Source organism: Amycolatopsis sp. 2-15 (assembly GCF_030285625.1).
GTDB lineage: Bacteria > Actinomycetota > Actinomycetes > Mycobacteriales > Pseudonocardiaceae > Amycolatopsis > Amycolatopsis carbonis.
The window spans coordinates 8,381,038-8,405,325 of record NZ_CP127294.1 but is presented as its reverse complement, the minus strand read 5'-3'; the positions used below and the strand labels follow the sequence as shown (position 1 = coordinate 8,405,325).

Genomic DNA, 24,288 nt, shown 5'->3' with positions numbered 1-24,288 from the left:
ATGTTGAGTTATGTAGAAACTATCACCATCGACCCGAGTGAGGAGGCGTTCGCCATGACGGTTGTCGCGCAGGGTGCCGAGGTGGAGGGCCCCGTCGCAGGGGAGGGTGTGAGCTTCGATCGGCGCCCGGAGAAGTACCGGCATTGGCGGCTGCGCGTCGACGGGCCCGTGGCGTGGCTGGAGCTCGACGTGGCCGAGGACGGCGGGCTGGTACCCGGCTATGAGCTCAAGCTGAACTCCTACGACCTCGGCGTGGACATCGAGCTTTACGACGCCACGCAACGGCTTCGCTTCGAGCACCCGGGCGTCCGGACGGTCGTGGTGACGAGCGGCAAGGACGGCGTCTTCTGCGCCGGCGCGAACATCCGGATGCTGGCGGCTTCGGAGCACGCGTGGAAGGTGAACTTCTGCAAGTTCACCAACGAGACGCGCAACAGCATGGAGGACGCGACCGAGAACTCCGGCCAGACCTACCTCGCGGCCGTCAACGGGGCGTGTGCGGGTGGGGGTTACGAGCTCGCCCTGGCATGCGACAAAATCATCCTCATCGACGACAATTCGTCGACTGTCGCGCTGCCCGAGGTGCCGCTGCTGGGCGTGCTGCCCGGGACCGGCGGGCTCACCCGGGTGGTCGACAAGCGCGGCGTGCGCAAGGACCGCGCCGACGTGTTCGCCACGCGAAGTGACGGCGTGAAGGGGAAGACGGCCGTCGACTGGAAGCTCGTCGACGAGCTGGCGCCGCGCCGCGGCTTCCTCCAGGCGGTCGAGACGCGGGCGCTGGAGCTGGCCGAGAACAGCACGCGGCCCGCCGATGCCCAGGGCGTCGAGCTGACGCCGCTGGACCGCAGCGTGACGGAATCGGGTCTGACCTACCCGCACGTCACCGCGGTGTTCGACCGCCCGGCCGGCACCGTCGAGATCACCGTGCACGGACCGAAGACGCAGCGCCCAGGACTACCCGGGAGATCCACGAGCAAGGCGCCGAAAACTGGTTGCTGGCCGTCGCCCGTGAGCTCGACGACCTCATCCTCCGCTTGCGCACCAACGAATCGAGCCTCGGCACCTGGCTCCTGCGCACCAGCGGCGACGCCGAGAAGGTGCTGGCCCACGAGCGCGCTGTCCTCGGCCGGGCCGGCGAAGACTGGCTGTGCAACGAGATCCGCCACTACACCAAGCGTGTCCTCAAGCGGCTCGACGTCACCAGCCGCAGCCTCATCGCGCTCATCGAACCGGGCAGCTGTTTCGCCGGCGTCCTGCTGGAGCTCACTCTGGCCGCCGACCGGCAGTACATTCTGGACGGTGCGCCCCTCGACGACGAAAACTCCGAAGAACGCGCCGCGATCACCTTGTCGGAAGCCAACTTCGGCACCTTCCCCATGGGCAACGGGTTGCCCCGCCTGGAATCTCGCTTCTACGGCGAACACGACCACCTCGACTGGCTCCGCCGTGAGCAGGACCGCGCGCTGACGCCCCAGGAGACCGTCGAGCTCGGCCTGGTCACCGACGCGCCGGACGACATCGACTGGGAAGACGAGATCCGCATCGTCGTGGAGGGCCGCGCCGCGCTGAGCCCCGACTCCCTCACGGGCATGGAGGCGAACCACCGGTTCGTCGGCCCGGAAACGATCGAAACGAAGATCTTCGGCCGCCTCACCGCCTGGCAGAACTGGATCTTCACCCGCCCGAACGCCTCGGGCCCCGAAGGCGCGCTGCGCCGCTACGGCACGGGCCAGAAGGCGACCTTCGACCGGAAGCGAGTCTGACCGTGCCCGAGAAGATCGACTACTCCAGCAAGATCCCCAACAACGTCGGCCTCGCCGACGACCGCCGGCTGCAGCGCGCGCTGGAGGGCTGGCAGCCGAAGTTCCTCAACTGGTGGGGCGAGATGGGCCCGACCTTGGAGACGCAGGGCGTGTACCTGCGCACGGCCGTGAGCGTCGGGCGTGAGGGCTGGGCGCACTTCGGGCACGTGAACGTGCCGGACTACCGCTGGGGCATCTTCCTCGCCGAGCGCGACCCGGACCGGCGCATCGCGTTCGGCGAACACGCGGGAACCGAGGTGTGGCAACAGGTTCCGGGGGAGTACCGCGCGGATCTGCAACGTCTGATCGTGATCCAGGGTGACACCGAACCGGCGTCCGTGGAGCAGCAACGCCTCCTGGGCCTCACCGCACCCAGTCTGTACGACCTGCGCAACCTCTTCCAGGTCAACGTCGAAGAAGGCCGCCACCTCTGGGCCATGGTCTACCTCCTGCACGCCTACTTCGGCCGCGAAGGCCGCGAGGAAGCCGAAGGCCTGCTCTTCCGCAACTCCGGCAGCCCCGACACACCGCGCATCCTCGGCGCGTTCAACGAGGAAACGGCCGACTGGCTCGCGTTCTACATGTTCACCTACTTCACCGACCGCGACGGCAAGTACCAGCTCGGCACCCTCAAGGAATCCTCCTTCGACCCGCTCTCGCGCACCTGCGAGTTCATGCTGAAGGAGGAAGCGCACCACATGTTCGTCGGCACCACCGGCATCGACCGCGTGGTGACCCGCAGCGCCGAGCTGATCCGCGAGCACGACACGCTCGACATCGCCGCGCACGGTGGTATCCCGCTCGACATCATCCAGCGCTACCTCAACTTCCACTACACCGTCTCGCTCGACCTGTTCGGCAGCGAAACCTCCACCAACGCCGCGAACTACTACACCGCCGGGCTCAAGGGCCGCTGGCACGAGACCCGCCGCAAGGACGACCACCAGCTCACCGCCGACAGCACCTTCCTCGACCGCCCGCGCGCCGACGGCACGTGGGACACCGAGGAAGTGCAGACGCTGCTCGCGCTCAACCTCGACCTGCGCGGGGAGTACATCGCCGACTGCCGCAACGGCCTCAACCGCTGGAACAAGATCCTCGCCGACGCGGGCATCGACTTCCGCTTCGCCTTGCCGCACCCCGGTTTCAACCGGCAGGTCGGCCTCAACGCCGGGCACCACATCACGCCCGAAGGCACCATCGTCGACGAGGCCACGTGGGAAGCCAACCGCCGCAACTGGCTGCCGACGGCCGAGGACCTCGCGTTCGTCCGCTCGCTCATGCACCCGGTGTACGAGCGCGGCAAGATCGCGAGCTGGGTCGCGCCGCCGGGCAACGGGATCAACGGTCAGCCGTTCGAGTACGAGTACGTCCACCTTCCCTGAGGGTACCCACCGAGGAGCGCAGAATGTCCACTCCGGACACTCCGCCGGTCGTCAGCGCCGACGTGCTCGTGGTCGGCGCCGGGCCCACCGGCCTCTACGCCGGCTACTACGCCGGCTTCCGCGGCCTGTCGGTCGCCGTCGTCGACTCGCTGCCCGAGCCGGGCGGGCAGATCACCGCGATGTACCCGGAGAAGCAGATCTTCGACGTCGCCGGGTTCCCGTCCGTCCGCGGGCGCGACCTGGTCGAGCGGCTGCTGGAGCAGGCCGCGCCGTTCGGGCCGCGGTACCTGCTCGGCCACCGCGCCGACGTGCTGGAGCGCGGCCCGGACGGCTTCGCCGTGACCACGCACCTCGGCACGCGCATCGAGGCGCGCGCGGTGATCGTGACCGGCGGCATCGGCACCTTCACCCCGCGCCCGCTCGTGCCGGCGGCCGCGTTCGAGGGCGACGGCCTGGCCTACTTCGTGCGCCACCTCGACGACTACGCCGGCACCGACGTGGTGATCGTCGGCGGCGGCGACTCGGCGTTCGACTGGGCGCTCGCGCTGCACCCGGTCGCGAAGTCCGTGAAGCTCGTGCACCGGCGCGAAACCTTTCGCGCCCATCCGACGACCGTCGCAGCTGTGCGGAAGCTCGGCGTGGAACTGGTCGTCAACTCGGAAGTCTCGCGGGTCCTCGGTACCTCGGAGGTCGCCGGCGTCGAGGTCAAGAGCGGCGAAGGCGCGCGGACGTTGCCGTGCGGGCGGATCATCGCCGCGCTCGGGTTCACCGCCAACCTCGGGCCGCTGCTGCGGTGGGGCATCGACGTCGAGAACCGCCGCCACATCCCGGTCGACGCGGCCATGGCCACCTCGGTCCCCGGGATCTTCGCCGCCGGCGACATCAACGATTACCCCGGCAAGGTGCGCCTCATCGCCGTCGGCTTCGGCGAAGCGGCGACGGCCGTGAACAACGCCGCGCACCACCTCGACCCCGCCGCGCCGGTGTTCCCCGGCCACTCCACCGACGAGCCCGCCCCCGCTCGCGTCTGAAAACCGTTGGGAGAGAAGAACATGCCGTACGTCATCGCCGAACCGTGCATCGACATCACCGACCGCTCCTGCATGGAGGAGTGCCCCGTCGACTGCATCTACGAAGGCGAACGCAAGCTCTACATCAACCCATTCGAGTGCATCGACTGCGGCAACTGCGAACCCGCGTGCCCGGTCGAGGCGATCTCGCAGGACCGGCACGTGCCCGATGAATACGCCGCCTTCGCCGAGGACAACCGCCGCTTCTTCACCGAAGCCCTGCCCGGCCGCGACGCGCCCATCGGCCAGCCCGGCGGTGCGATGTCGTTCGGCCCGGCCGGCGCGGACACGGCGCTGGTGTCGGAATACGAGCCGCGCTAGCCGCCGTTCTCGACCAAGGAGTCCCAGTGCTCCTGGGCCTCGTCGCGCCACTCGGCATGGCGGGTGTGGAACAGCTCGGCCGCCTGCGTGCCGCTCCAGCGGTCGGGCAGGAGGTTGCGCGGCAGGTCCGGGTCGAGGAACGGGAAGCGGCGCCACTCGTGCACCAGCCGCGTCTGCGCGAGCAGCACGGCTTCGCCCGAACGCGGCGCGAGGCCGGTGAACTCGTCGATGAAGCGCTCGTAGTGGTGTTCGAGCTCGCGCAGGTCCCAGGCGCGCGCGACCATCTGCTGCTCGTCGCCGATCTCGGCGTAGCTCGCGACGAACGACATGGCCTGCCCGCCGTCGGTGAGCTCTGAAACGAGGCGGGCCGCCTCGGGCTCGGCGCCGACGTTCGGGCTGATCCACACGCCCGGCGCGGGGGAGCCGAAGCCCGCCCAGCTCAGCCGGGTGCGCATGCGGTGGCGCAGGTCGCGCTGGGATTCGGGCACGGACACGAGCAGCACCAGCCACGAACGGTCCCACTCGCCGGTCTGGCGGCCGAACCCGTAGATGCGCTCGGCGCCTTCGCTCAGCAGGCGGCGCCCCGGTGGGGTCAGCAGCCAGCGCACGCGCCGGCCGGCGCGTTCGGACTTCAGCCAGCCCTCGCCGGACGCGCGGGCGAGCGCCTGGCGGGCGGACTTCTCCTCGACCTTGAACAACGCGAGGGCGTCGACCAGCGACGACGTCCAGACCGGATCCTGGCGAGGCAGCACGTACTCGCCGAGCACCGTCATGAGCAGCGACCGCGCACTGGTGTGCGCCAGTTCGCGCCGCCGTGTGACGGTGGGCCGGGTGGCCGCCACCTGCAGATCACCGCCTTCCGGGAGCAAAACTGGTACAAGCGTCTGGTCAGATTACCCGGTTGGCGGTGCCCAGGCGTACGACCTACGGGAGAACGCCTGCTCTCCTCGCAAGGCCTCCTGCCTGAACTTCCCCGGACGTTTTCGTGCCGGTGGCCGGACGGTTTAGAGCATCGAGATTTCCAGTTTGGCGAGGCGTTCGGGTTCTTCCCCGCGTACGAGCTTGGCGACGTCGCTGTCGGCGCGCAGTACGGCGTCGGCCGGCGGGTTGCGTGGTGAGCCGGGTGAGCTCCGGGTGCGGCTTCGGAGGTGGGAATGGTAAGGGAGACGGCACCCCGAAGGTCGAGTGTCACTACGGTTCGGGGGCAGTTGTCAAGGCTGGAAAGAGTACGTTGACAACTGCCCCCGAACCGTGTGGAGGCTTCGGATCGGGGTGGGGGAGGGGCTGGGTGGATCCCCGGTCGGGTGTGTTCGTGGCGGTTGGTGGGGTGGCGGTCGCCGGCGGTCGGTTCGGTCGGGTTTTCTTGCGGTGGAAAGGTTTTTGGTTGCTGGTGTCCTGGGATGTCGAGTCGGTGGTCGCGCGGTTGAGGGCGGCGGGCTGTGTGTTCGCCGAGGAGGAAGCGCGGGTGCTCGGCGAGGCGGCGGCGGGGGACGCCGCGGCGCTGGAGACGTTGGTGCGGCGGCGCGTCGAGGGTGAGCCGCTGGAGTACGTGGTCGGCTGGGCGGAGTTCGCCGGGCGGCGGTTCGTGGTGGCCGAGGGCGTGTTCGTGCCGCGGCACCGCACGGAGCTGCTCGTGCGGCTGGCGGCGGGGTTCGCGCGGCCGGGCGCGGTGGTGCTCGACCTGTGCTGCGGGTCCGGCGCGCTCGGGGCGACGGTGGCGGCCGAGGTGCCCGGTGTGGAACTTCACGCAGCGGATGTCGATCCGGTAGCGGTGCGATGTGCGCGTTCGAACATCGACGGTGCGGTGTACGAAGGTGACCTGTTCGAACCCGTACCCGAGCGGTTGCGCGGCCGGGTCGAAGTGCTGATTTCGAACGTGCCGTACGTGCCGAGCGGCGAGGTCGCGCTGCTGCCGCCCGAGGCGCGCGAACACGAGCCGCTCGTGGCGCTGGACGGGGGAGCCGATGGGCTCGACGTGCTGCGGCGCGTCGTCACGGAGGCTCCGCAGTGGCTGGCGCCCGGTGGCCGCGTGCTGTTCGAGACGAGCGAGCGGCAGGCGGAGTCGGCCGTCGCGGCGTTGGCGCAGGTGGGGCTGCGCGCGTGGGTCGAGGAGTCGGAAGACCTCGGGGCGACGGTGGTCGTCGGCGAGCGGAAGCCGTTGCTGCACAAGGAGTAACCGTGGTTCGCCGGGCGACGGCCCGGGTAGTTGGCCGGGGCCGCGAGAGTGAGGGGCTCCGATGAAGGTCTACGCCGACCGCCCGGTCCGCCGCACCGCGCAGGTGCTCAGCGACGTGTTCGCGTTCGGGCTGCTCGCGTTCGCGGTGTGGCTGGCGGTGCGCGTGTACGACGAGGTCATGCGCCTGCGCGCGCCGGGCGACGGGCTCGTCGACGCGGGTTCCGGGCTGCGCGCCACGTTCGACGCGGCCGCGGACAAGGCCGGCCAGGTGCCGTTGATCGGCCACCCGCTCGCCGACGCGCTCCACTCGGGATCGGCGGCCGGCACCGAACTTGCCGACGCGGGCCGTTGGCAGATCACCGCCGTCGAGGACCTCGCGTGGTGGCTCGCGGTGCTGGTCGTCTCCGTGCCGCTGGTGTTCCTGCTGGTCTCGTGGCTGCCGCTGCGGTGGCGCTTCACTCGCGGCGCGACGGACGCGGCCCGGTTGCGCCGCCAGGGCGCCGAAGGACTCGACCTGCTCGCGTTGCGCGCGCTCGTCACGCGGCCCCTGCCGCGCAAGGTTCGCGCCGGCGACCTCACCACGGGCTGGCGCGAGCGCGATCCCGACGTCGTCGCCGGCCTCGCCGCCCGCGAACTCGCCCACCACGGGCTGCGCCTGCCCGCCGTCGACCGCGTCGGCCCGGTCACCGGGACGAGAGCTCGGTGAGTCGATCACGACACGGATTGGTCGCTTCCCCGTACTGCACTTCCCAGCCCGCGCCGTTTAGGGTCGGGGCATGAAGGTCGGCCTGCTCACCCGGGAGTACCCGCCGGACGTCTATGGCGGAGCGGGGGTGCACGTCGAGTTCCTGTCCCGCGAACTGCGGTCGCTGGTCGACCTGGACGTGCACTGCTGGGGACCGGACCGCGACGACGGCGCCCACGGCCACCGCGATCCGCACGGCTACGCCCAGACCGCGTTCGCGACCATGGACATCGCCGTGTCGATGGCCGACGCGCTGGCCGGGCACGACCTCGCCCACAGCCACACCTGGTACGCGAACCTCGGCGGCCACCTCGCGAAGCTCGCCCACGGCATCCCGCACGTGATCACCGCGCACTCGCTCGAACCGCTGCGTCCGTGGAAGGCCGAGCAGCTCGGCGGCGGCTACCGCGTGTCCTCGTGGATCGAGAAGGACGCGTATGAGGCGGCCGACGCGATCATCGCCGTGAGCGCGGGCATGCGCGAAGACGTGCTCACCGCGTACCCGGCCGTCGACCCCGCGCGGGTGCACGTGGTGCACAACGGGATCGACACCACGCTCTACCGCCCCGACCCCGGCCGAGACGTGCTGGCCAAGCACGGCATCGACCCGGACCGGCCGTACGCGCTGTTCGTCGGGCGCATCACGCGGCAGAAGGGCGTGCCGCACCTGGTGCGCGCCGGCTCCGAGCTCGCCGAGGACGTGCAGCTCGTGCTGTGCGCCGGCGGCGCCGACACGCCGGAGCTCGACGCCGAGTTCCGTGGTCTCGTCGCGGAGCTGCAGGAGAAGCGCACCGGCGTGCACTGGATTCCCGAGATGCTGCCGCGCCCCGAGGTGGTGCAGCTGCTGACGCACGCGACGGTGTTCGTCTGCCCGTCGGTGTACGAGCCGCTGGGCATCGTGAACCTCGAGGCGATGGCGTGCGGCACGGCGGTGGTGGCCAGCGACGTCGGCGGGATCCCCGAGGTCGTCGACGACGGCGCGACGGGACTGCTCGTGCACTACGACGAGAACGACACCGCGGCGTTCGAGGCGGGGCTCGCGCGGCGCATCAACGAGCTGGTCGCGGATCCCGCTCGGGCCGCCGCGCTGGGTCTGGCCGGGCGCGACCGCGCCGTGGGAGAGTTCGGCTGGGCGGCGATCGCCGCGAGGACGGTCGCGATCTACGAGGCGTGCGGGAGGGTTTCGTGATCGACGGATCGGATGTCCTGGGGATCGTGCTGGCCGGTGGCGAGGGCAAACGGCTCATGCCGCTCACGGCCGACCGGGCCAAACCCGCGGTGCCCTTCGGCGGCGTGCACCGCCTCATCGACTTCGTGCTCTCGAACCTCGTCCACGGCGGGATCCGGCGGATCTGCGTGCTCACGCAGTACAAGTCGCATTCGCTCGACCGCCACATCTCCACCACGTGGCGGCTCTCGTCGCTGACCGGCGAGTACGTGACGCCGGTGCCCGCGCAGCAGCGCCTGGGCCCGCGGTGGTTCCAGGGCAGCGCCGACGCGATCCACCAGAGCCTCAACCTGGTCTACGACGAGTCGCCCGCCTACATCGCGGTGTTCGGCGCCGACAACATCTACCGCATGGACCCGCGCCAGATGATCGACGAGCACATCGCGTCGGGCGCCGGCGTGACCGTGGCGGGCATCCGCGTGCCGCGGGCGGAGGCGAGCGCGTTCGGCGTGATCCAGACCGGCGACGGCACGAAGATCGACGCGTTCCTCGAGAAGCCCGACGATCCGCCGGGCCTGCCGGACTCGCCCGACGAGGCATACGTGTCGATGGGCAACTACGTGTTCACCACGCAGGTGATGCTCGACGCGCTGCACGCGGACTCGAAGAACGTCGGGTCCAAACACGACATGGGCCGCGACATCATCCCCGCTCTCGTGGACAAGGGCCAGGCCGCCGTCTACAACTTCAGCGGCAACGTCGTGCCCGGCGAGAGCGAACGCGACCACGGCTACTGGCGCGACGTCGGGACCATCGACAGCTACTACGACGCCCACACCGACCTGATCTCGACGTACCCGATCTTCAACCTCTACAACCGCAAGTGGCCGATCCTGTCCTACCCGGGCCAGCGCGCCGCGGCGAAGTTCGTGGAGGGCGGCAGCGCCGGGCAGTCGATCATCAGCAACGGCTGCATCATCTCCGGCGCCCAGGTCGTGGACTCCGTGCTCTCCCCGGACGTCGTCGTCGAAAACGGCGCGGTCGTCCAGGGTTCGGTGATCCTGGACGGTGCCCGCGTGGGCCGCGGCGCCGTGGTGCGCCGGGCGATCCTCGACAAGAACGTCGTCGTGCCGCCGGGCGCCCACATCGGCGTCGACCTCGCCCGCGACCGCGAGCACTACCACGTGAGCTCGGGCGGGATCGTGGTGCTGGGCAAGGGAGAATCGGCGATCTAGGCCGGCTGTTCGACGTCGGTCCGCGCGGCCGCCACGAGGGCGGCGTGCGTGGGCGCGTCCGGGACGTTCGCCGGGCGGTTCTTGGCGAACTCCGCGCGCAGGACGGGAACCACCTGCTCGCCGAGGATGTCGATCTGCTCCAGCGCCGCCTTGTGCGGGATGCCCATGCCGTCCACGGCGAAGAGCTGACGCTGGTAGTCGCCGGCGTAGTCGCGGAAAGCCAGCGTGCGCTCGATGACCTGCTGCGGACTGCCGACCGACAGCGGGGTCTGCTCCATCGTCTGCTCGAGCGACGGCCCGCCACCGTAGATGGGGGAGCGGTCGAAATACGGGCGGATCTCGCGGAGGGCGTCCTGCGAGTTCGGGCGCATGTACGTCTGGCCGCCGAGGCCGACGATGGCTTCCTCAGCCGTGCCGTGGCCGTAGTGCTCGAAGCGGGTGCGGTAGAGCTCGATCATCCGCTGGGTGTGGTCCTTCGGCCAGAAGATGTTGTTGTGGAAGAACCCGTCACCGTAGTAGGCGGCCTGCTCGGCGATCTGCGGGCTGCGGATCGAGCCGTGCCACACGAACGGCGGCACGCCGTCGAGCGGACGCGGGGTGGCGGTGAAGCCCTGCAGCGGGGTGCGGAACCTGCCTTCCCAGTCCACGAGCTCCTCACGCCAGAGCCGGCGCAGCAGGGCGTAGTTCTCCACTGCGAGCGCGATCCCGTCGCGGATGTCCTTGCCGAACCACGGGTAGACCGGCCCGGTGTTGCCACGGCCCATCATCAGGTCGACTCGGCCGTCCGCGAGGTGCTGCAGCATCGCGTAGTCCTCGGCGATCTTCACCGGGTCGTTGGTGGTGATCAGCGTGGTGGAGGTCGACAGCACGATCCGGCTGGTCCGGGCCGCGGTGTAGCCGAGCATCGTGGTCGGCGACGACGGCACGAACGGCGGGTTGTGGTGCTCGCCCGTCGCGAACACGTCGAGCCCGGCCTGCTCCGCGTGCACGGCCAGCTCGACCATCCGCTTGATCCGCTCGTGCTCATTGGGTGTCGTCCCCGACACCGGGTCGAGCGCCAAGTCGCCGACCGTGAAGATCCCGAACTGCATGAAAGCCTCCCGCTCCCGAGGTTGATGCATCAACTGAACCGGGAGCGGGAGGCGGGTATTCCGTCAGTGCTTGCCGCGCTTCTTGGCGTCGTCCTGCAGGTCGAACTGCTCCTTGCGGACCTCGCCCTTCACGGTCTGCTCCTCGGTGACCGTCTCGGTGTTCAGCCGCGCGCGCTCGACGGGCACGGTTTCCTTGCTGATCACCGGTTTCTCGGCGTGCAGCACCACGTCCTGCTCCTGCTCGCCGAGCTCGGCACCACCGGTCCCGCCGCGCGCGTCGGTGATGGGCTCGCGCTCGAGGCGGACCTCTTCGTGGCTCACTGGGACGGTGACCTGCTGCTCCTCGGTCACGACGTACTTGCGCAGCCGCACGTGCCCGGTCTCGACCTGTTCGGTGCCGACGTGCAGGCGCTCCTCGGACCGGATCATCTCCTCGCCGCGGGTTCCGGCGTCCGTGCGGCCCTCGGTCCTCGATCGCCCGTCACGAGCCATCGCCGAGCCCTGTGTGCCACGGCCGGCCGCGGTGTCCATTTTGCCCCGGCCGGTCGTCATGTCCTGCTTGCCGCGACCCGCGGCTGTGTCCTGTTTGCCCCGTCCGGCGTTCGCGTCCGGTGCCGTGCGCGGCATCGGCAGGCCGTAGTGGCGGTACAGGTCGGCGCTCTCCGTGGACGAGAGGTGCCCGTCGGCGTCGATCCGCGGCGCCTCCGAGACCTGGTCCTTCGCGACGTTCACGTGGATTCCGTCGTTGTCGACGTTCGCGCCCGAGAGCGGCACGAAGCTCTCCTTGCTGCCGAACAACCCGGTTTTCACGGTGATCCACTCGGGTTCCCGGGTGGCGTCGGCGAGGTAGACGTTGCCGACCTTGCCGATCTTGTTGCCGTCCGGATCAACCACCGCGCTGTCCATCAGTTGCTGGGGCTGCAGGGTGCCGGCCATGACACTCACGTCCTCTCTCGCTGGGATTTCCGCTGCTGATCTCCACCGTCGGACGTGTTGTCGATCACGGCAACTCCCCGTTGTGCCGGTGGGTGACCCCGGAAAGAAAACGTTTGGCGCACTTCGTTCGGGGTAACGCGCGGGCCTACCGGCTGCCCGGACAGTCGCGGTTCGCAGCCGAAGCTCACCTGGTCAGGTAACAACTGTCCGGTGTGGAGCGATTCAGGCGCAGACGCTCCCGCATCCCCGAAAGGTCCCCGACGATGCGCAAAACCACGATCGCGAGATTCACCGCGCTGCTGACGCTGGTGAGTCTCGGCCTCGCGATGTCCGCCACGGTCTCCGCCGACGCCGCCCAGGAAAGAAGCTGGTGCGCCCGTAAAGCCAACGTCGCCATCATCGGCACCTCGGCCGACACGGGTTACGGCTCGACCGGCTACCAGTCCACCACGGACACGTGGTCTTCCACCACCTACGGCTGGACCACGAAGTTCGCCAACGGCGTCCGCGCCGAGTGGGGGACCAACGTGCAGAACTACTCGCACAACGGCGCCCTCGCCGCCGACTACCTGCCCGGCGGCCGCTGGGCGGGCACGACCGGTGCGATGGCCGACATGGCCGCCAAGCAGCCCGACCTGGTCCTCGTCGACCTCGGCGGCAACGACCTGTGGGCGCAGAACGACCCGGCCAAGTTCCAGGCCGACCTGAACAACGTCATCGACGGCATCCGCGCCTCCCGACCGGGGGGCGTCGACATCCTCATGTCGATCTACGCCGAGCTCAAGTGGACGCCGAACCCGTACGGCGGCAACACCCAGAAGTACACCTGGGACCAATACGCGTCGGTGATCTACCAGACGGCGGTCGCGAAGGGCACCGCGCTCGTGGACCTGCGCCAGTACATCCCGTCGGCCGGCTCGGCGAACCTGCCCAACCCCAGCCCGTGGACGTCGGACAACATCCACCTCAACGACGCGGGCAACCTCGCCGAGTACGGCATGTGGTGGGGCTGGACCGCGAGCCTGGGCAGCATCTGCGGCTGAGGTTCCGCTGGACGGTCGCGTGGGCGAGCACGAACAGCTCCGCGGGACGTAGCGCGTCGGGGCGCGGCCACACGTCGTGGTCGCGCTGGTGGACGTGCCGGACGGTGCCGAAACCGTTGTCCCGCAGCAGGTGCGTGAGCTCGCCGGGGGAGAAGTAGCTGCGCCAGGGTTCGCCGGCCCGCTCGGCGACCTGGGAGACGGCGTCGGCGTAGTGCGCGCCGGCGTCGTCGCGCAGCTGCGCGGGGAGCACGTAGTCGGCGACGAGCTGCGTGCCCGGGGCGAGGCCGGCAACGGCGCGCAGCGTGCGGGTGATGGCGGCTTCGGTGAGGTACATCGTGACGCCGAGCCAGCTGACCAGGGTCGGCCGAGCGAGGTCGAAGCCGTGCTTGACGAGGGCTTCGACGAGGTCGCCGGTCGCGAGGTCCAGTGGGACGAAGGTGCGGTTCGCGGGTTCGGGGAGGTCCGCGTTCGTCAGCTGCGCGCGTTTCCACTCCTGCGTCCGCGGGAGGTCCACTTCGAACACGGCGGTGTTCGGCGCGCGGTACGCGGAGGTGTCGAGGCCGGCGCCGAGGACCACGCTCTGGGTCGCTGTCTGGGCTTCGGTGTAGCGGCTGCGGCAGAGCACCTGGGTGCGGCCGCCGGCGAGGATCGGGTCTTCGCGGTTGTCGCGGTGGTAGGCGAGGAGCTGGTCGCCGTAGTCGCCGAGCAGGGGCGCGGCGAACTCGTCGGCGAAGATCTTGGGCTCCACGTCGACGATCAGGTGCGCGGCGCGAGCGGCGGCCGCGGTGAGGGCCGTGAAGCTGGGTTCGCTCACGGGGGACGACCCTAGTCGACAAGCGTTCAAAGACAGCACAGATAGATCTTTTTCACAAGGTCCACGGGGTCACGACCCAGTGGCGGTGGCGGAACGCGGCGGGCTTCCGTCTTTGTCGCTGGTCACCGGGTTTGCACAGGTCAGGGCAGGTGGCGTAACCCTGGCGTAATGCGGATCCGGGTACGGTCGCGCAGGTGGAAACTTCGTCTCCCCGGCCCCGCGCCGAGCGCGCCCGGCAGGTCGCCGACGTCCTGCGCCAGCGCATCACCGCCGGCGCCTTCGACGACGGCCCGCTGCCCGACGAGCACACCCTCGGCACCCAGCTCGGCGCCACGCGCAACGCCGTGCGCGAGGCCCTCGGCCTGCTTCGCGCCGAAGGCCTCGTCGAGCGGCGCCAGGGTGTCGGCACCCTCGTGGTGCACCCGAAGTACGGCCACGGCCTCGACCGGCTCGTCGGCCTCGCCGAAGCCCTCGACGGCTACGGCGACGTCGTGAACGAGGTCCGCTCGGTCGGCATCGTCACGCCCCCACCCGCGACCGCCGAACGGCTCGGGCTGGTTCCCGGTGCACCCGCCGTCCACCTCGAACGCCTGCGCCGGCTCGGCGGCGTGCCGCTGTCGCTGGACACCACCTACCTGACCGCCGACATCGGCGTCCCGCTGCTCGACCACGACCTCGCGGGCCGCGACCTGTTCGCCCTCATCGAGGAAACCAGCGGCCGCCGCCTCGGCCGCGCCGACGTGGTGGTCCACGCCGTGACCGCCGGCCCGGACACGGCCGCGTTGCTGGACGTCGCCCCCGGCACGGCCGTCTTCGCTCTCGACCGCCTGACCCACCTCGACGACGGCCGCCCCGTGGACGCCGAAACCCTCCACATCCGCGCGGACCGGCTCACCCTGCGCGCGACACTGCACCGGGGCCCGGCATGACGAGCGTGACCACCGACGTTCTGCTCGCGCTTTTCGGGCTGGCAGGCGGGATCGGCATCACGGCGATCGGGCCGGGCGGGGTACTGCCGACGATCGCGTTGTTCCTGTTGACGCCGCTGGGACCGGCGCAGGTGGCGGGGACGGCGATCGTCACGCATGTGGCGACGGGGGTGGCCGGGAGTGGGGCCTATGTCAGGTCCGGGCAGTTGCGGGAGCGGCACACGAGGAGGGTCGCGGGGCTGCTGGCGGGGGTCGCGATGGTGGGGACGCCGGTCGGGGTTCTGCTGAACTCGCTGGTGTCCGCGCGGTGGTTCGGAGTGGTGCTCGGGGTGTTCGCCGTGGTGGTGGCGGCGTTGGTGGTGCTGCGGCGGCCGGTGGAGAAGCGAGAGCGGTCGATGGGCTTGATGCCGCCGGAGGGGCGGGAGCTGTCGGCGGGCTCGATGCCGGGGCGGGAGCCGTCGGCGGGCTTGGTGCTGGGGATCGGCGCCGGCGTGGCGGTCGCGGCCGGGTTGGTGGGGGTGGGTGGGCCGATGCTGACCGTGCCGGTGCTCGTGGTGGTGGGGTTACCGATGCTGGAGGCGCTGGCGGCGGCGCAGGTGCAGTCGGTGGTGATCGCGACGGCGGGGGCGGTCGGGTATCTCGCGAACGGGGCCGTCGACTGGCGGCTGGCGGCCGTTGTCGGGGTGCCGGAGCTGGCGGGGGTGCTCATCGGCTGGAAGATCGCGCACGCGTTGCCGACGAAAAAGCTGCGGATCGCGCTCGTGGTCGCGTTGCTGGCCGTCGCGCCCTACCTGGTGCTGCGGGGCTGAAGCCGTTTCGGGAGAGACCGGTTCCAGCCCCGCGGCAACCTCAGCGCACCCGGTCGAACGGCAGCCGCGCCACCGGACCCGGCCACACCGTCCGGCCGGCCGCGACCGCGTCCACTTCGGACTCCGGCAGCGCCCGGCGGTAGAGCCGCGCGTCGTCGAGGGAGCCGGCGAAGTGGTTGACGCCGTCGAGGCGTTCGCCGAGCTGGAGCTGGAACGACACGGTCTCACTGACCGAACCGGGTGAGTCCGGCCCGGACGCGGCGCGCACCCCGTCGACCCAGATCTCCAGCCGGCCGCCGGTGCGTTCGAGCGCGAGGTGGTGCCACTGCTGGTCGTCGTAGGCCTGTGCGGTGGTCACCGACTTGCTGCCCGCCGCCGTGGTCATCATGGCGATGAGCCGGTGCGAGGCGGGTTCACCGCGCAGCCACAGCTGCGGCGCCGTGGTGCCCATGCCGCCGAGCCACAGCAACGCCTGCGGCTCCTTCGAAGCGCCGTAGCTGAATGACGTCGTGAAGGTGAAGTCACCCGACCCCGGCAGCTGCGCCGGTGAGAACGGCACCCGCACGAAGTCGTCGACGCCGTCGAGCCGCAGTGCGCCGTGCGACACCGAAGCACCGCCGAGCACGTACGCGACGGCGCCCGGCCGGGAGACGTCCGGGGTCGTCGGGCCGGCGGAACGCCGCCACCCCAGGTAGTTCTCGTCGAGGCGCGCGAGGCGGATCTCGTCGCGGGCGTCGACCGCGCCGCCCTCGTACATCAGGCCGATCTTCGCGTCGCGGTCGGCCGGGCCGCTCAGCTGCACGAGGTCGGAGTAGCCGGACCAGTCGCCGGTCACCCGGGTGCCCTGCTCGGCGTCCTCCCACGTGCGGCCGTTGTCGTAGGACGAGCGGACCATCATCCAGCGCCGCCGGTCGGTGTCCGACGGCGAGGCGGACAGGATCCGCTCCCCGCCCGGCCGCTGCAGGCGCAGCAGGGAACCCTGCACCATCGGCGTCACCAGGTCGGGGATCGTGGTGAAGCGCTTGCTGACCGTCTGCCCGCCGTCGCGGCTCAGCGCGTAGTCGCGATTGCCGACGTCGGTGCCGCCCTGTTCGCGGCCGCCGGCGTAGATCGTGCCGTCCGGCAGCTCGACGACGCTGACCTCCGAAGGCTTCTGCGCATACGTGCCGCCCACCGGGTGGGGGTAGCTGTCGACGGCGCCGACGTGCCAGCTGCGCCCGGAGTCGTCGCTGTAGATCAGGGCCCCGTAGTTCTCGATGGAATTGGTGCCGTCACTGCGTTCCGCGTTCACCCCGAACACCAGCCGGCCCGCGTGGCGGCCCTTCGTGAGCTGGATGCCGTGCACCGGACCTGAGGCGTACCACGAGTCCCACGCCGGCAGCTTCGCCTGCGCGCTGATGTCCACTGGCGCCGACCACGTCAGGCCGTCGTCGTCGCTGTACTGCGAGTGCGGTGTCCGCGGGCACGGCACGTCGCAGGCCTTGTCGTCGTCACGGCCCTTGTTGTACGTGGTGATCAGCACGATCCGGCCCGTACGACTGTCCACAATGGGCACCGGGTTGCCGTGCGTGTCGCCGCCCCCGGGGTTGACGACCTGAAGCGGCGACCACGTCTGCCCGCCGTCGGTGGAGCGCTTGAGCACGAGGTCGATGTCGCCGGTGTCGCCGCAGTTGTCGCGCCGGCCCTCGGCGAAGGCGAGGAGGGTGCCGTGCGTGCTGCGGACGATGGCGGGGATGCGGAAACAGGCGTAGCCCGTCTCCTGATGGGGGTTGAAGAGTACCTGCTGGTCGAACTGCGGAACCGCGGCTTGCGATCGGACGGGCGCTGCCTGCGCGGCCGCCGGCACGAACACGCCGGACACCAGCACCGCGAACGCGAGTGCCCAGCGGATGATCGGTCTCATGTCCCGTTCTTCCCTTCGGCTAAGTGAAACTCCCCAGTAGAACGGCCACCCCACGCGGGGCCAGGAGCACCGCTTCCGTCGGGCGGCCGGGATCGGTGAGCAGATCGGGCGCGGGCGAGGGCAGTGTGACCGTGACCGCCTCGGCGCCGTGGTTGAGCAGGAACAGGTACTGGCCTTCGGCGCCGTGCCGGACCACGGCCTGGACGCCCTCGGGCAGGCCGGGCAGTACGGGCGACACCCCGGCCTCGGCGGTGATCCGGTCGAGCAGCGCACGCAGCGTGGCCGCGTCGGGCCGGGTGGCTAGGTACCAGGCGACGCCGTCGCCGAAAGTGTTCCGCGTCACGCCCGGGCGGCCCGCGAGCTCACCGTCGCCGAAGGTCGCGACCACCGAGGCCCCCTCGGTTTCCACCCACTCCGACCAGATCGTGGCGGAAGCCCCGGTCCCGTCGACGGAGAGCCCGATCGAGCCGCCCTCGGGCAACGGCCAGAACTCGTCGACCTTCAGGCCCAGCACGTCCCGCAACGGTGCCGGGTACCCGCCGAGGTACGCGCGGTCGTTCTCGTCGACGATGCCGGAGAAGAACGACACCACCAGGTGCCCGCCACCGGCCACATAGGACCGCAGATTCTCGGCGACACCGGCGTCCATCAAGTACAGATTCGGTACCACCACGAGCTTGTACCCGGACAGTTCCCGGGTCGGGCGCACGACGTCACACGTCACGTTGGCGTCGAAGAGCGGCGCGTAGTGCGCGAGGTGCGCGTCGAGCTGGCGCAGGTCGTCCGACGGGTGCGAGTCGAGCTCCAGGGCCCACCAGCTGTTCCAGTCGTGCAGGATCGCGACGTCGGCCTTCACGCGGCTGCCGGCGAGCTGCGGCACCGACGCCAGCTCCCGGCCGAGGTCGGCCACCTCGCGGTACGCGCGCGTGTCGCGCCCGCCGTGCGGCACCATCGCCGAGTGGAACTTCTCGGCGCCGCCGGCGGTCTGGCGCCACTGGAAGAACAGCACGGCGGCGGCCCCGCGCGCCACGGCCTGCCAGCTGCCGAGCCGCATCGCGCCCGGCGGCTTGGGGCTGTTGCGCGTGCGCCAGTTGACCGCGCTCGGTGCCTGCTCCAGCAGCAGCCACGGCTGGCCGTCCTTCGTGGACCGGACCAGGTCGTAGGCGAACGCCGCTTCGACGTGCCCGCGCGGATCGTAGGGATCGGGGTAGGAATCCAGGCTCACCACGTCCTCGTGCGGTGTCCAGGAATGCCAGTCGAGCGCTTTCTGCACCAGGCCGACGAAGTTGGTCGTCACCGGCACGCCCGGCGTCACCCGCGAGAGCACCTCGCGCTCGGTGAGGTAACAGCCGAGCGACGCGTCGGAGGAGAACCGGTGGTAGTCCAGCTGCTGCGCGGGGTTCGGGAACGTCGGCGCCACGCGCGGCGGCTCGATCTCGGCCCAGTCGCCGTAACGCTGCGACCAGAACGTGGTGCTCCAGGCCGCGTTCAGCGCTTCGATGCTCTGGTACCGATCGCGCAGCCAGTCGCGGAACGCGGCGGCCGAGACGTCGCAGTAGCACGCCCGGATGTGGCAGCCGAACTCGTTGCCGATGTGCCACATCTTCAGCGCCGGGTGCCCGGCGTAGCGCGTGGCCACCTGCTCCACCAGCCGCGCCGCGTGCTCGCGGTACACGGGGCTCGACGGGCAGAACTGCTGCCGCGCCCCCGCCGAAAGCCGGGTCCCGTCCACGCGCACGGGCAGGATTTCGGGATGCCGCTGGGAAAGCCAGGGCGGTGGCGACGCCGTCATGGTGGCCAGGCACGCGTCGACGCCACCCGCCGCGAGCTTGTCCATGACGGTGTCGAACCAGCCGAAGTCGTATTCGCCAGGCCGCGGTTCCACCTGCGCCCACGAGAAGATCCCGACCGTGACCATCGAGACGGACGCCTCGGCCATGAGCTTCAGGTCCTCGTCCCACACCTCGGGGGACCAGTGCTCCGGGTTGTAGTCGCCGCCGTAGTAGAGGCGATCCATCTAGAGCAGCCCCGCTTCCGCCAGCTTCTGCTTGATGCGCAGCAGCTCGTCGCCGTTGAGCGGCAGCTGCGGCGGCGCCATCACGGCGTTGTCGATGAACCCGCGCATCTTCATCGCCGCTTTGAACGCGCCGAGCGCCGCCGACCCGCGCCCCATCCGGCTCGGCGGCGCGACGTCGGTGATGGTGAACAGCGACAGCAGGCGGTCCTGCTCGCGGCGCGCGGCGTGGGGGTTGCCGGAGCGGACGTGGTCGTGGATCAGCACGTAGCCGACCGGGTCGACGTTGCCGAGCCCGGGCACCGCGCCGTCCGCGCCCAGCGCGAGCGCGGAGTCCACGAGCAGCTCCGAACCGGTGAAGACGGCGAGGGCGTCGAGGCCGCGTTCGCGGCGTTCCTTGAGCACGAAACGGAAGCCGGCCTCGTCGCCACTGGAGTCCTTCAGGCCGGCGATCACGCCGTCGGCCGCGAGGCTCAGCACGAGCTCGCGGTCGAGCTTCGTGTGCACGGCCACGGGGATGTCGTAGGCGAAGATCGGCAGCGCCGTCTTCTCGTGCAGCAGCCGGAAGTGCCGGTCGATCTCGGCCACGTGCGTGCGCGTGTAGTACGGCGCGGTGACGACGATGGCGTCGGCGCCTGCCTCCTCGGCGGTCTTCACGTGCTCGGCCACGCGCAGGGTCGTCATGTCGATACAGCCGGCCAGTACCGGCACACGGCCGGCGACTTGGTCCACGGCCGTCTCGATCGTCTCGCGGCGCTGCGCGTCGGGCAGGAAGGCGACTTCGCTGGACGAGCCGAGCACGAAGACGCCGTGGACGCCGGCGTCGAGCTGGAACTCGATGTGGCGCCGCAGCGACTCGGTGTCCACGGTGAAGTCGTCGTTGAACGGCGTGCACAGCGGGGGGATGATGCCGGCGAACTTCTTCGCGGTCATGAGGCGTTCACTCCGGTGGTGATCTCTGGGTGGATGCAGCGGTAGCTGTGCCCGGCCGCCTCGGTGAGCGGCGGCAGCGCCGACGCGCACTCTGCCGTGGCCTTCGGGCAGCGGGTGTGGAACGCGCAGCCGCTCGGCGGCGCGGTCGCCGACGGCACGGGTCCACTGAGGACGATTGGCTCGACCGGGTGCAGCAGGCTCGGCGTGGCCGAGAACAGGGCCCGCGTGTACGGGTGCCGCGCGTCGTCCGGCAGGTCCTCGGCGGCGGCTTCCTCGACGATCCGCCCGAGGTACATCGTCACGATCCGGTCGCTCATGCGCCGCACGGTCTGGATGTCGTGCGACACGAAAACCATGGCGAGACCGAGCTTCTCGCGCAGGTCGATGAGCAGGTTGAGGATCTGCGCGCGCACCGACACGTCGAGCGCCGACGTCGGCTCGTCGGCGACGAGCAGCGCCGGCCGCAGCGCGAGCGCCCGTGCGATGGCCACGCGCTGACGTTGTCCACCCGAAAGCTGCGCGGGCACCGCGTCCGCGACGCTGCTCGGCAGGCCGACCAGGCCCATCAGCTCTTTCACGCGCTCGGCGCGTTCGGCGTTCGTGCCCACGTGGTGCACGTCGAGCGGGTCGCGCAGGATCTTCGCGACGGGCAGGCGCCGGTTGAGCGCCGTGGCCGGGTCCTGGAAGACCAAACCGACGTGGCGGCCCAGCTCGGCCGGGCGCAGGCCCGACAGTGGCTTGCCGCCGTAGCGGACGGTGCCGCGGGTCGGTTTCTGCAGCCCGACGAGCACCTTGGCGAGCGTGGACTTGCCGCAGCCGGACTCGCCGACCACACCCACCGTCTCGCCGGCGGCGATCTCCAGGTTCGCTTCGGTGAGCGCGTAGACGTTGTCGCGCCCGAACAGGCTCGCCGCGCGCACGCGGTGCACCACGTGCACGCCGTCGACTTCGACCAGTGTCATACCTGTGCTCCTTCCACGACGGCCGGGGTCGTGCGTTCGGCGGGGTAGTGGCAGGCGACGAGGTGGCCCGTGCCCTCGGATTCGGGGCCCTCGGGTTCCGGCGCCACCTCGAAGCAATGGCCGCGCGCGGCCGGGCAGCGGTCGGCGAACCGGCACCCGGGCGGGAAGTCCGCCGGGGCGGGCACGACACCCTTGATCTGGGTGAGCGTGGCCTCGTTCTCCTCCAGCGACAGCACGGCGGACAGCAGCCCGCGGGTGTAGTGGTGCCGCGGCGAGCCGACGACCTCGGCCGTCGCGCCCGTCTCGGCCACCTGCCCGCCGTACATCACGACCACGCGGTCGGCGACGTCGGAGACCAGCGCCAGATCGTGCGACACGAGGATGAGCGCGAAGCCGAGCTCTTCCTGCAGGCGCAGCAACAGCTTGATGATCTGCGCCTGAACGGTCACGTCGAGCGCCGTGGTCGGCTCGTCGGCGACGATCAGCTTCGGGCTGCGCGAGAGCGCCATGGCGATCAGCACGCGCTGGCGCTGTCCGCCGGACAGCTCGTGCGGGTAGGACCGCAGCGTGCGGCCGGGGTCCAGGTTCACCAGCTCCAGCAGCTCCTGCGGCGTGCGCGTGCCGCCGCGGCGGGTGAACTGCTTGAGCTGCGCCCGGATCGTCATCGCCGGGTTCAGGGAGCTCAGCGCGTCCTGGTAGATCATCGAGATGTCGTGGCCGAGGTGGCGCCGGCGCGGGCCCGCCTTCATGGTGAGCAGGTCCGCGCCCTCGAACAGGACCTCGCCCGAGAGCCGCGCGGCCGCCGGCTGCAGGCCCATGATCGACAGCGCGGTGAGCGACTTGCCGCAGCCCGACTCGCCGATCAGTCCCAGCACCTCGCCGGAGCGCACGGTGAAGGACACGCCGTCGACCACGTTCACGCCGTTGTGGCGGTCGGGGAAGCTGATCGCGAGGTCCTTCACCTCCAGCACGACCCGGCGGCCGGTGAGGTCACGGGCCTTCGCCGCCAGCCGCTGCCCGGCCTCGAGCAGGCCCGCGAGCGGCAGCACCGGTGCGGTGTTCTCGGCCGCCTTCTCCGCCTCGATCTTCTTGGCGACCTCGCCGGCTTTCGCGTTGCGGGCCGACGGCGCGGCCCACGCATCGGAGATGCCTTCGGACAGGATGTTGAGCGCCAGCACCGTGATCAGGATCAGCAGGCCGGGGAACAACGTGGCCCACCAGCCGCCCGTCAGCACGAGGTCCTTGCCGTCGGCCAGCACCGAGCCCCACGACGGGTTGGGCGGCTGGATGCCCGCGCCGATGAACGACAGCGACGCCTCGAACACGATCGCGTCGGCCACCGTCACCGTGCAGTACACGAGGATCGGCGCCGCGCAGTTGACCGCGACGTGGCGGGCGAGGATGAACAGCCGTCTCGCGCCGAGCACGCGTTCGGCGGCCACGTAGTCCTCGCCGTACTGCGCGAGCACGTTGGCGCGCACCACCCGTGCGACGGGAGCCATGTTGAGGAACCCGATGGCGAGGATCAGCACGAGGATGCCGCGGCCGAACACGGCCACCAGCACCGCGGCGAGCGCGATGCCGGGGAACGCCATGATCACGTCCATCACGCGCATCACCACGGCGTCGGACTTGCGCCCGGACGTCGCGGCGAACGAGCCGATCACCACGCCCGCGATCAGCGCGAGCACCGTGGCGCCGAGGCCGATCGCGAGCGACCAGCGAGTGCCGGCCACCAGGCGCGAGAAGATGTCGCGGCCCGACTGGTCGGTGCCGAACCAGTGTTCGGCGCTCGGGCCGCCGGTGTCGGTGGACAGCGCGTCGGGGTTGTGCGTGGCCAGCAGCGTGCCGAGGATCGCGACGAGCGCGAGCACCACGAGCAGGCCGAGCGCGAACCACGACGTGGGCGGGAGTTTCCGGAACCGCACACCGGGCCGCGAGAGCCGATCGGTGAGGTTCGCGTGCAGGACGGGGCGCATCAGGAGTGGCTCCGCAGTCGGGGATTGGCGATGAGGTAGAGCACGTCGACGATGAGGTTCACGAGCACGAAGCCCACGGCGATGGTGATCACGAAGCCCTGGACCTTCGCCGTGTCGCCGTCCTGCACGGCCTGGATCATGTTCTGGCCCATGCCGGGCAGCGCGAACATCGTCTCGATCACCACCGCGCCGCCGAGCAGGTAGCCCACGCGCAGGCCGAGCACGGTGAGCGGGTTGACCAGCGCGTTGCGCAGCACGTTGCGGCCCACCACGACCACGGGCGGCAGGCCGCCGCCGCGGGCCGTGCGCACGTAGTCCTTGTCCAGCTCCTCGACCATTGACGTGCGGATCACCCGCGTGAGCTGCGCGGCGACCGGCAGCGACAGGGAGATCGCCGGCAGCGTCAGCGAGTTGAGCCAGCCCGACACCGAGTCGGCCGGGCTCACGTAACCGCTGGTGGGGAACAGGCCCTTGCCCACGGCGAGCCACTGCACGAGCAGCAGCGCGATCCAGAACGCCGGCGCCGCGACGCCCGCCAGCGTGACCACTCGGATCAGGTGGTCGGGCCAGCGGCCGCGGAACAGCGCCGACGTCACGCCGAGCACGACCGAGAGCACGAGCGCGATCAGCAGCCCGAGCAGCGTGAGCTGCACGGTGAGCGGGAGCGCGGTGGCGATGGTCTGGCCCACCGGCTCCTTGGTGATCACGCTGGTGCCGAAGTCGCCTTGCAGCAGGTGCCACACGAAGTGCACGTACTGCAGGGGCAGGGGATCGAGCAGCCCGTTGGCCTGGCGGAACTGCTCCAGCTGCGCCTCGGTCGCGTTCGCCCCGTTGAACGCGGCGAGCGCCGGGTCCACGGGGGAGAACTGCATCACGATGAACACGAACAGGATCACGCCGAGCAGCAGCGGGATCAGGGCGAGGATGCGAGAGGCCAGCATCCGCACGACGACGATCACGGTGGGTGGTCCTC

At 70.6% G+C, this 24,288-nt stretch carries 20 protein-coding genes and 1 pseudogene; 11 read left to right on the top strand and 10 right to left on the bottom strand.

All coding sequences use genetic code 11. The annotated features are described in order from the left end of the window. Positions 1–54: 54 nt before the first annotated feature. The 4 genes and pseudogenes from boxC to fdxA all read left to right on the top strand — a co-directional run bounded on the left by boxC (position 55) and on the right by fdxA (position 4,578). Positions 55–1,763, top strand: a pseudogene (gene boxC / locus QRX50_RS41600) (2,3-epoxybenzoyl-CoA dihydrolase). Positions 1,764–1,765: 2 nt separating this feature from the next. Next, on the top strand, positions 1,766–3,187 hold the full coding sequence (gene boxB, locus QRX50_RS41595) for a benzoyl-CoA 2,3-epoxidase subunit BoxB (RefSeq protein ID WP_285968568.1): 1,422 nt from the start codon (positions 1,766–1,768) through the stop codon (positions 3,185–3,187). Between the two features lie 23 nt (positions 3,188–3,210). Beyond that, positions 3,211–4,218 carry an NAD(P)/FAD-dependent oxidoreductase gene (locus QRX50_RS41590; protein ID WP_285968567.1) on the top strand — a complete coding sequence of 336 codons (1,008 nt, stop codon included), beginning with the start codon at positions 3,211–3,213 and terminating at the stop codon, positions 4,216–4,218. A gap of 21 nt (positions 4,219–4,239) precedes the next feature. Then, positions 4,240–4,578 carry a ferredoxin gene (gene fdxA / locus QRX50_RS41585; RefSeq protein ID WP_285968566.1) on the top strand — a complete coding sequence of 113 codons (339 nt, stop codon included), beginning with the start codon at positions 4,240–4,242 and terminating at the stop codon, positions 4,576–4,578. Here the strand turns inward: fdxA and QRX50_RS41580 are convergent. Further along, on the bottom strand, positions 4,575–5,351 hold the full coding sequence (locus QRX50_RS41580) for a PaaX family transcriptional regulator (protein WP_285974688.1): 777 nt from the start codon (positions 5,349–5,351) through the stop codon (positions 4,575–4,577). The genes fdxA and QRX50_RS41580 overlap by 4 nt on opposite strands. A 617-nt stretch (positions 5,352–5,968) precedes the next feature. Between QRX50_RS41580 and QRX50_RS41575 the strand changes: the two genes are divergently transcribed. The 4 genes from QRX50_RS41575 (at position 5,969) to glgC (ending at position 9,902) form a co-directional block, all read left to right on the top strand. After that, on the top strand, positions 5,969–6,754 hold the full coding sequence (locus QRX50_RS41575) for a putative protein N(5)-glutamine methyltransferase (RefSeq protein WP_285968565.1): 786 nt from the start codon (positions 5,969–5,971) through the stop codon (positions 6,752–6,754). Between the two features lie 61 nt (positions 6,755–6,815). Continuing rightward, positions 6,816–7,460: a hypothetical protein gene (locus QRX50_RS41570; RefSeq protein ID WP_285968564.1), complete on the top strand. Its 645-nt coding sequence runs from the start codon at positions 6,816–6,818 to the stop codon at positions 7,458–7,460. A gap of 70 nt (positions 7,461–7,530) precedes the next feature. After that, positions 7,531–8,688 (top strand): glycogen synthase, encoded by a 1,158-nt coding sequence (gene glgA, locus QRX50_RS41565; protein WP_285968563.1) that lies wholly within the window; start codon positions 7,531–7,533, stop codon positions 8,686–8,688. Further along, the gene (gene glgC / locus QRX50_RS41560) at positions 8,685–9,902 is read left to right on the top strand and encodes a glucose-1-phosphate adenylyltransferase (RefSeq protein ID WP_285968562.1); all 1,218 of its coding nucleotides are present in this window, start codon (positions 8,685–8,687) and stop codon (positions 9,900–9,902) included. The genes glgA and glgC overlap by 4 nt, the downstream gene beginning before the upstream one ends. On the opposite strand, the gene QRX50_RS41555 is transcribed toward glgC, so the two are convergent. Both QRX50_RS41555 and QRX50_RS41550 read right to left on the bottom strand, forming a co-directional pair. Continuing rightward, positions 9,899–10,993 (bottom strand): LLM class flavin-dependent oxidoreductase, encoded by a 1,095-nt coding sequence (locus QRX50_RS41555; protein WP_285968561.1) that lies wholly within the window; start codon positions 10,991–10,993, stop codon positions 9,899–9,901. The genes glgC and QRX50_RS41555 overlap by 4 nt on opposite strands. A 63-nt stretch (positions 10,994–11,056) precedes the next feature. Continuing rightward, on the bottom strand, positions 11,057–11,929 hold the full coding sequence (locus QRX50_RS41550; protein WP_285968560.1) for a DUF2382 domain-containing protein: 873 nt from the start codon (positions 11,927–11,929) through the stop codon (positions 11,057–11,059). Positions 11,930–12,192: 263 nt separating this feature from the next. Here QRX50_RS41550 and QRX50_RS41545 point away from each other — a divergent pair, with 263 nt between their 5' ends. Continuing rightward, a complete protein-coding gene (locus QRX50_RS41545; RefSeq protein WP_285968559.1) occupies positions 12,193–12,972 on the top strand; it encodes an SGNH/GDSL hydrolase family protein in 780 nt (259 codons plus the stop codon). Here the strand turns inward: QRX50_RS41545 and QRX50_RS41540 are convergent. Beyond that, complete coding sequence (locus QRX50_RS41540; protein WP_285968558.1) at positions 12,896–13,786, bottom strand: class I SAM-dependent methyltransferase; 891 nt, start codon at positions 13,784–13,786, stop codon at positions 12,896–12,898. The genes QRX50_RS41545 and QRX50_RS41540 overlap by 77 nt on opposite strands. Before the next feature lie 194 nt (positions 13,787–13,980). On the opposite strand from QRX50_RS41540, the gene QRX50_RS41535 reads away from it, so the two are divergent. Next, entirely contained in the window at positions 13,981–14,715 is a 735-nt protein-coding gene (locus QRX50_RS41535) for a GntR family transcriptional regulator (protein ID WP_285968557.1), read from the top strand. Next, entirely contained in the window at positions 14,712–15,524 is an 813-nt protein-coding gene (locus QRX50_RS41530) for a sulfite exporter TauE/SafE family protein (RefSeq protein ID WP_434533188.1), read from the top strand. The genes QRX50_RS41535 and QRX50_RS41530 overlap by 4 nt, the downstream gene beginning before the upstream one ends. A gap of 40 nt (positions 15,525–15,564) precedes the next feature. On the opposite strand, the gene QRX50_RS41525 is transcribed toward QRX50_RS41530, so the two are convergent. The 6 genes from QRX50_RS41525 to QRX50_RS41500 are packed head-to-tail and all read right to left on the bottom strand — an operon-like array spanning position 15,565 to position 24,274. Further along, complete coding sequence (locus QRX50_RS41525) at positions 15,565–17,427, bottom strand: sialidase family protein (RefSeq protein ID WP_285968555.1); 1,863 nt, start codon at positions 17,425–17,427, stop codon at positions 15,565–15,567. Positions 17,428–17,446: 19 nt separating this feature from the next. Further along, positions 17,447–19,444, bottom strand: coding sequence for a beta-galactosidase (locus tag QRX50_RS41520; protein WP_285968554.1), 1,998 nt, complete (start codon positions 19,442–19,444; stop codon positions 17,447–17,449). Beyond that, a complete protein-coding gene (locus tag QRX50_RS41515; protein WP_285968553.1) occupies positions 19,445–20,374 on the bottom strand; it encodes a dihydrodipicolinate synthase family protein in 930 nt (309 codons plus the stop codon). Beyond that, positions 20,371–21,336 carry an oligopeptide/dipeptide ABC transporter ATP-binding protein gene (locus QRX50_RS41510; RefSeq protein WP_285968552.1) on the bottom strand — a complete coding sequence of 322 codons (966 nt, stop codon included), beginning with the start codon at positions 21,334–21,336 and terminating at the stop codon, positions 20,371–20,373. The genes QRX50_RS41515 and QRX50_RS41510 overlap by 4 nt, the downstream gene beginning before the upstream one ends. Further along, positions 21,333–23,315 (bottom strand): dipeptide/oligopeptide/nickel ABC transporter permease/ATP-binding protein, encoded by a 1,983-nt coding sequence (locus QRX50_RS41505; protein ID WP_285968551.1) that lies wholly within the window; start codon positions 23,313–23,315, stop codon positions 21,333–21,335. The genes QRX50_RS41510 and QRX50_RS41505 overlap by 4 nt, the downstream gene beginning before the upstream one ends. Further along, positions 23,315–24,274, bottom strand: a complete 960-nt coding sequence (locus QRX50_RS41500; protein ID WP_285968550.1) for an ABC transporter permease — start codon at positions 24,272–24,274, stop codon at positions 23,315–23,317. The genes QRX50_RS41505 and QRX50_RS41500 overlap by 1 nt, the downstream gene beginning before the upstream one ends. Positions 24,275–24,288: the final 14 nt, after the last annotated feature.

Bases quoted from the DNA above. Each gene is read 5' to 3' on its own strand.
- QRX50_RS41590 (WP_285968567.1), top strand. From the start codon at position 3,211: ATGTCCACTCCGGACACTCCGCCGGTCGTCAGCGCCGACGTGCTCGTG.
- fdxA (WP_285968566.1), top strand. From the start codon at position 4,240: ATGCCGTACGTCATCGCCGAACCGTGCATCGACATCACCGACCGCTCC.
- QRX50_RS41580 (WP_285974688.1), bottom strand. From the start codon at position 5,351: ATGACGGTGCTCGGCGAGTACGTGCTGCCTCGCCAGGATCCGGTCTGG.
- QRX50_RS41570 (WP_285968564.1), top strand. From the start codon at position 6,816: ATGAAGGTCTACGCCGACCGCCCGGTCCGCCGCACCGCGCAGGTGCTC.
- glgA (WP_285968563.1), top strand. From the start codon at position 7,531: ATGAAGGTCGGCCTGCTCACCCGGGAGTACCCGCCGGACGTCTATGGC.
- QRX50_RS41555 (WP_285968561.1), bottom strand. From the start codon at position 10,993: ATGCAGTTCGGGATCTTCACGGTCGGCGACTTGGCGCTCGACCCGGTG.
- QRX50_RS41550 (WP_285968560.1), bottom strand. From the start codon at position 11,929: ATGGCCGGCACCCTGCAGCCCCAGCAACTGATGGACAGCGCGGTGGTT.
- QRX50_RS41545 (WP_285968559.1), top strand. From the start codon at position 12,193: ATGCGCAAAACCACGATCGCGAGATTCACCGCGCTGCTGACGCTGGTG.
- QRX50_RS41530 (WP_434533188.1), top strand. From the start codon at position 14,712: ATGACGAGCGTGACCACCGACGTTCTGCTCGCGCTTTTCGGGCTGGCA.
- QRX50_RS41525 (WP_285968555.1), bottom strand. From the start codon at position 17,427: ATGAGACCGATCATCCGCTGGGCACTCGCGTTCGCGGTGCTGGTGTCC.
- QRX50_RS41520 (WP_285968554.1), bottom strand. From the start codon at position 19,444: ATGGATCGCCTCTACTACGGCGGCGACTACAACCCGGAGCACTGGTCC.
- QRX50_RS41515 (WP_285968553.1), bottom strand. From the start codon at position 20,374: ATGACCGCGAAGAAGTTCGCCGGCATCATCCCCCCGCTGTGCACGCCG.
- QRX50_RS41510 (WP_285968552.1), bottom strand. From the start codon at position 21,336: ATGACACTGGTCGAAGTCGACGGCGTGCACGTGGTGCACCGCGTGCGC.
- QRX50_RS41505 (WP_285968551.1), bottom strand. From the start codon at position 23,315: ATGCGCCCCGTCCTGCACGCGAACCTCACCGATCGGCTCTCGCGGCCC.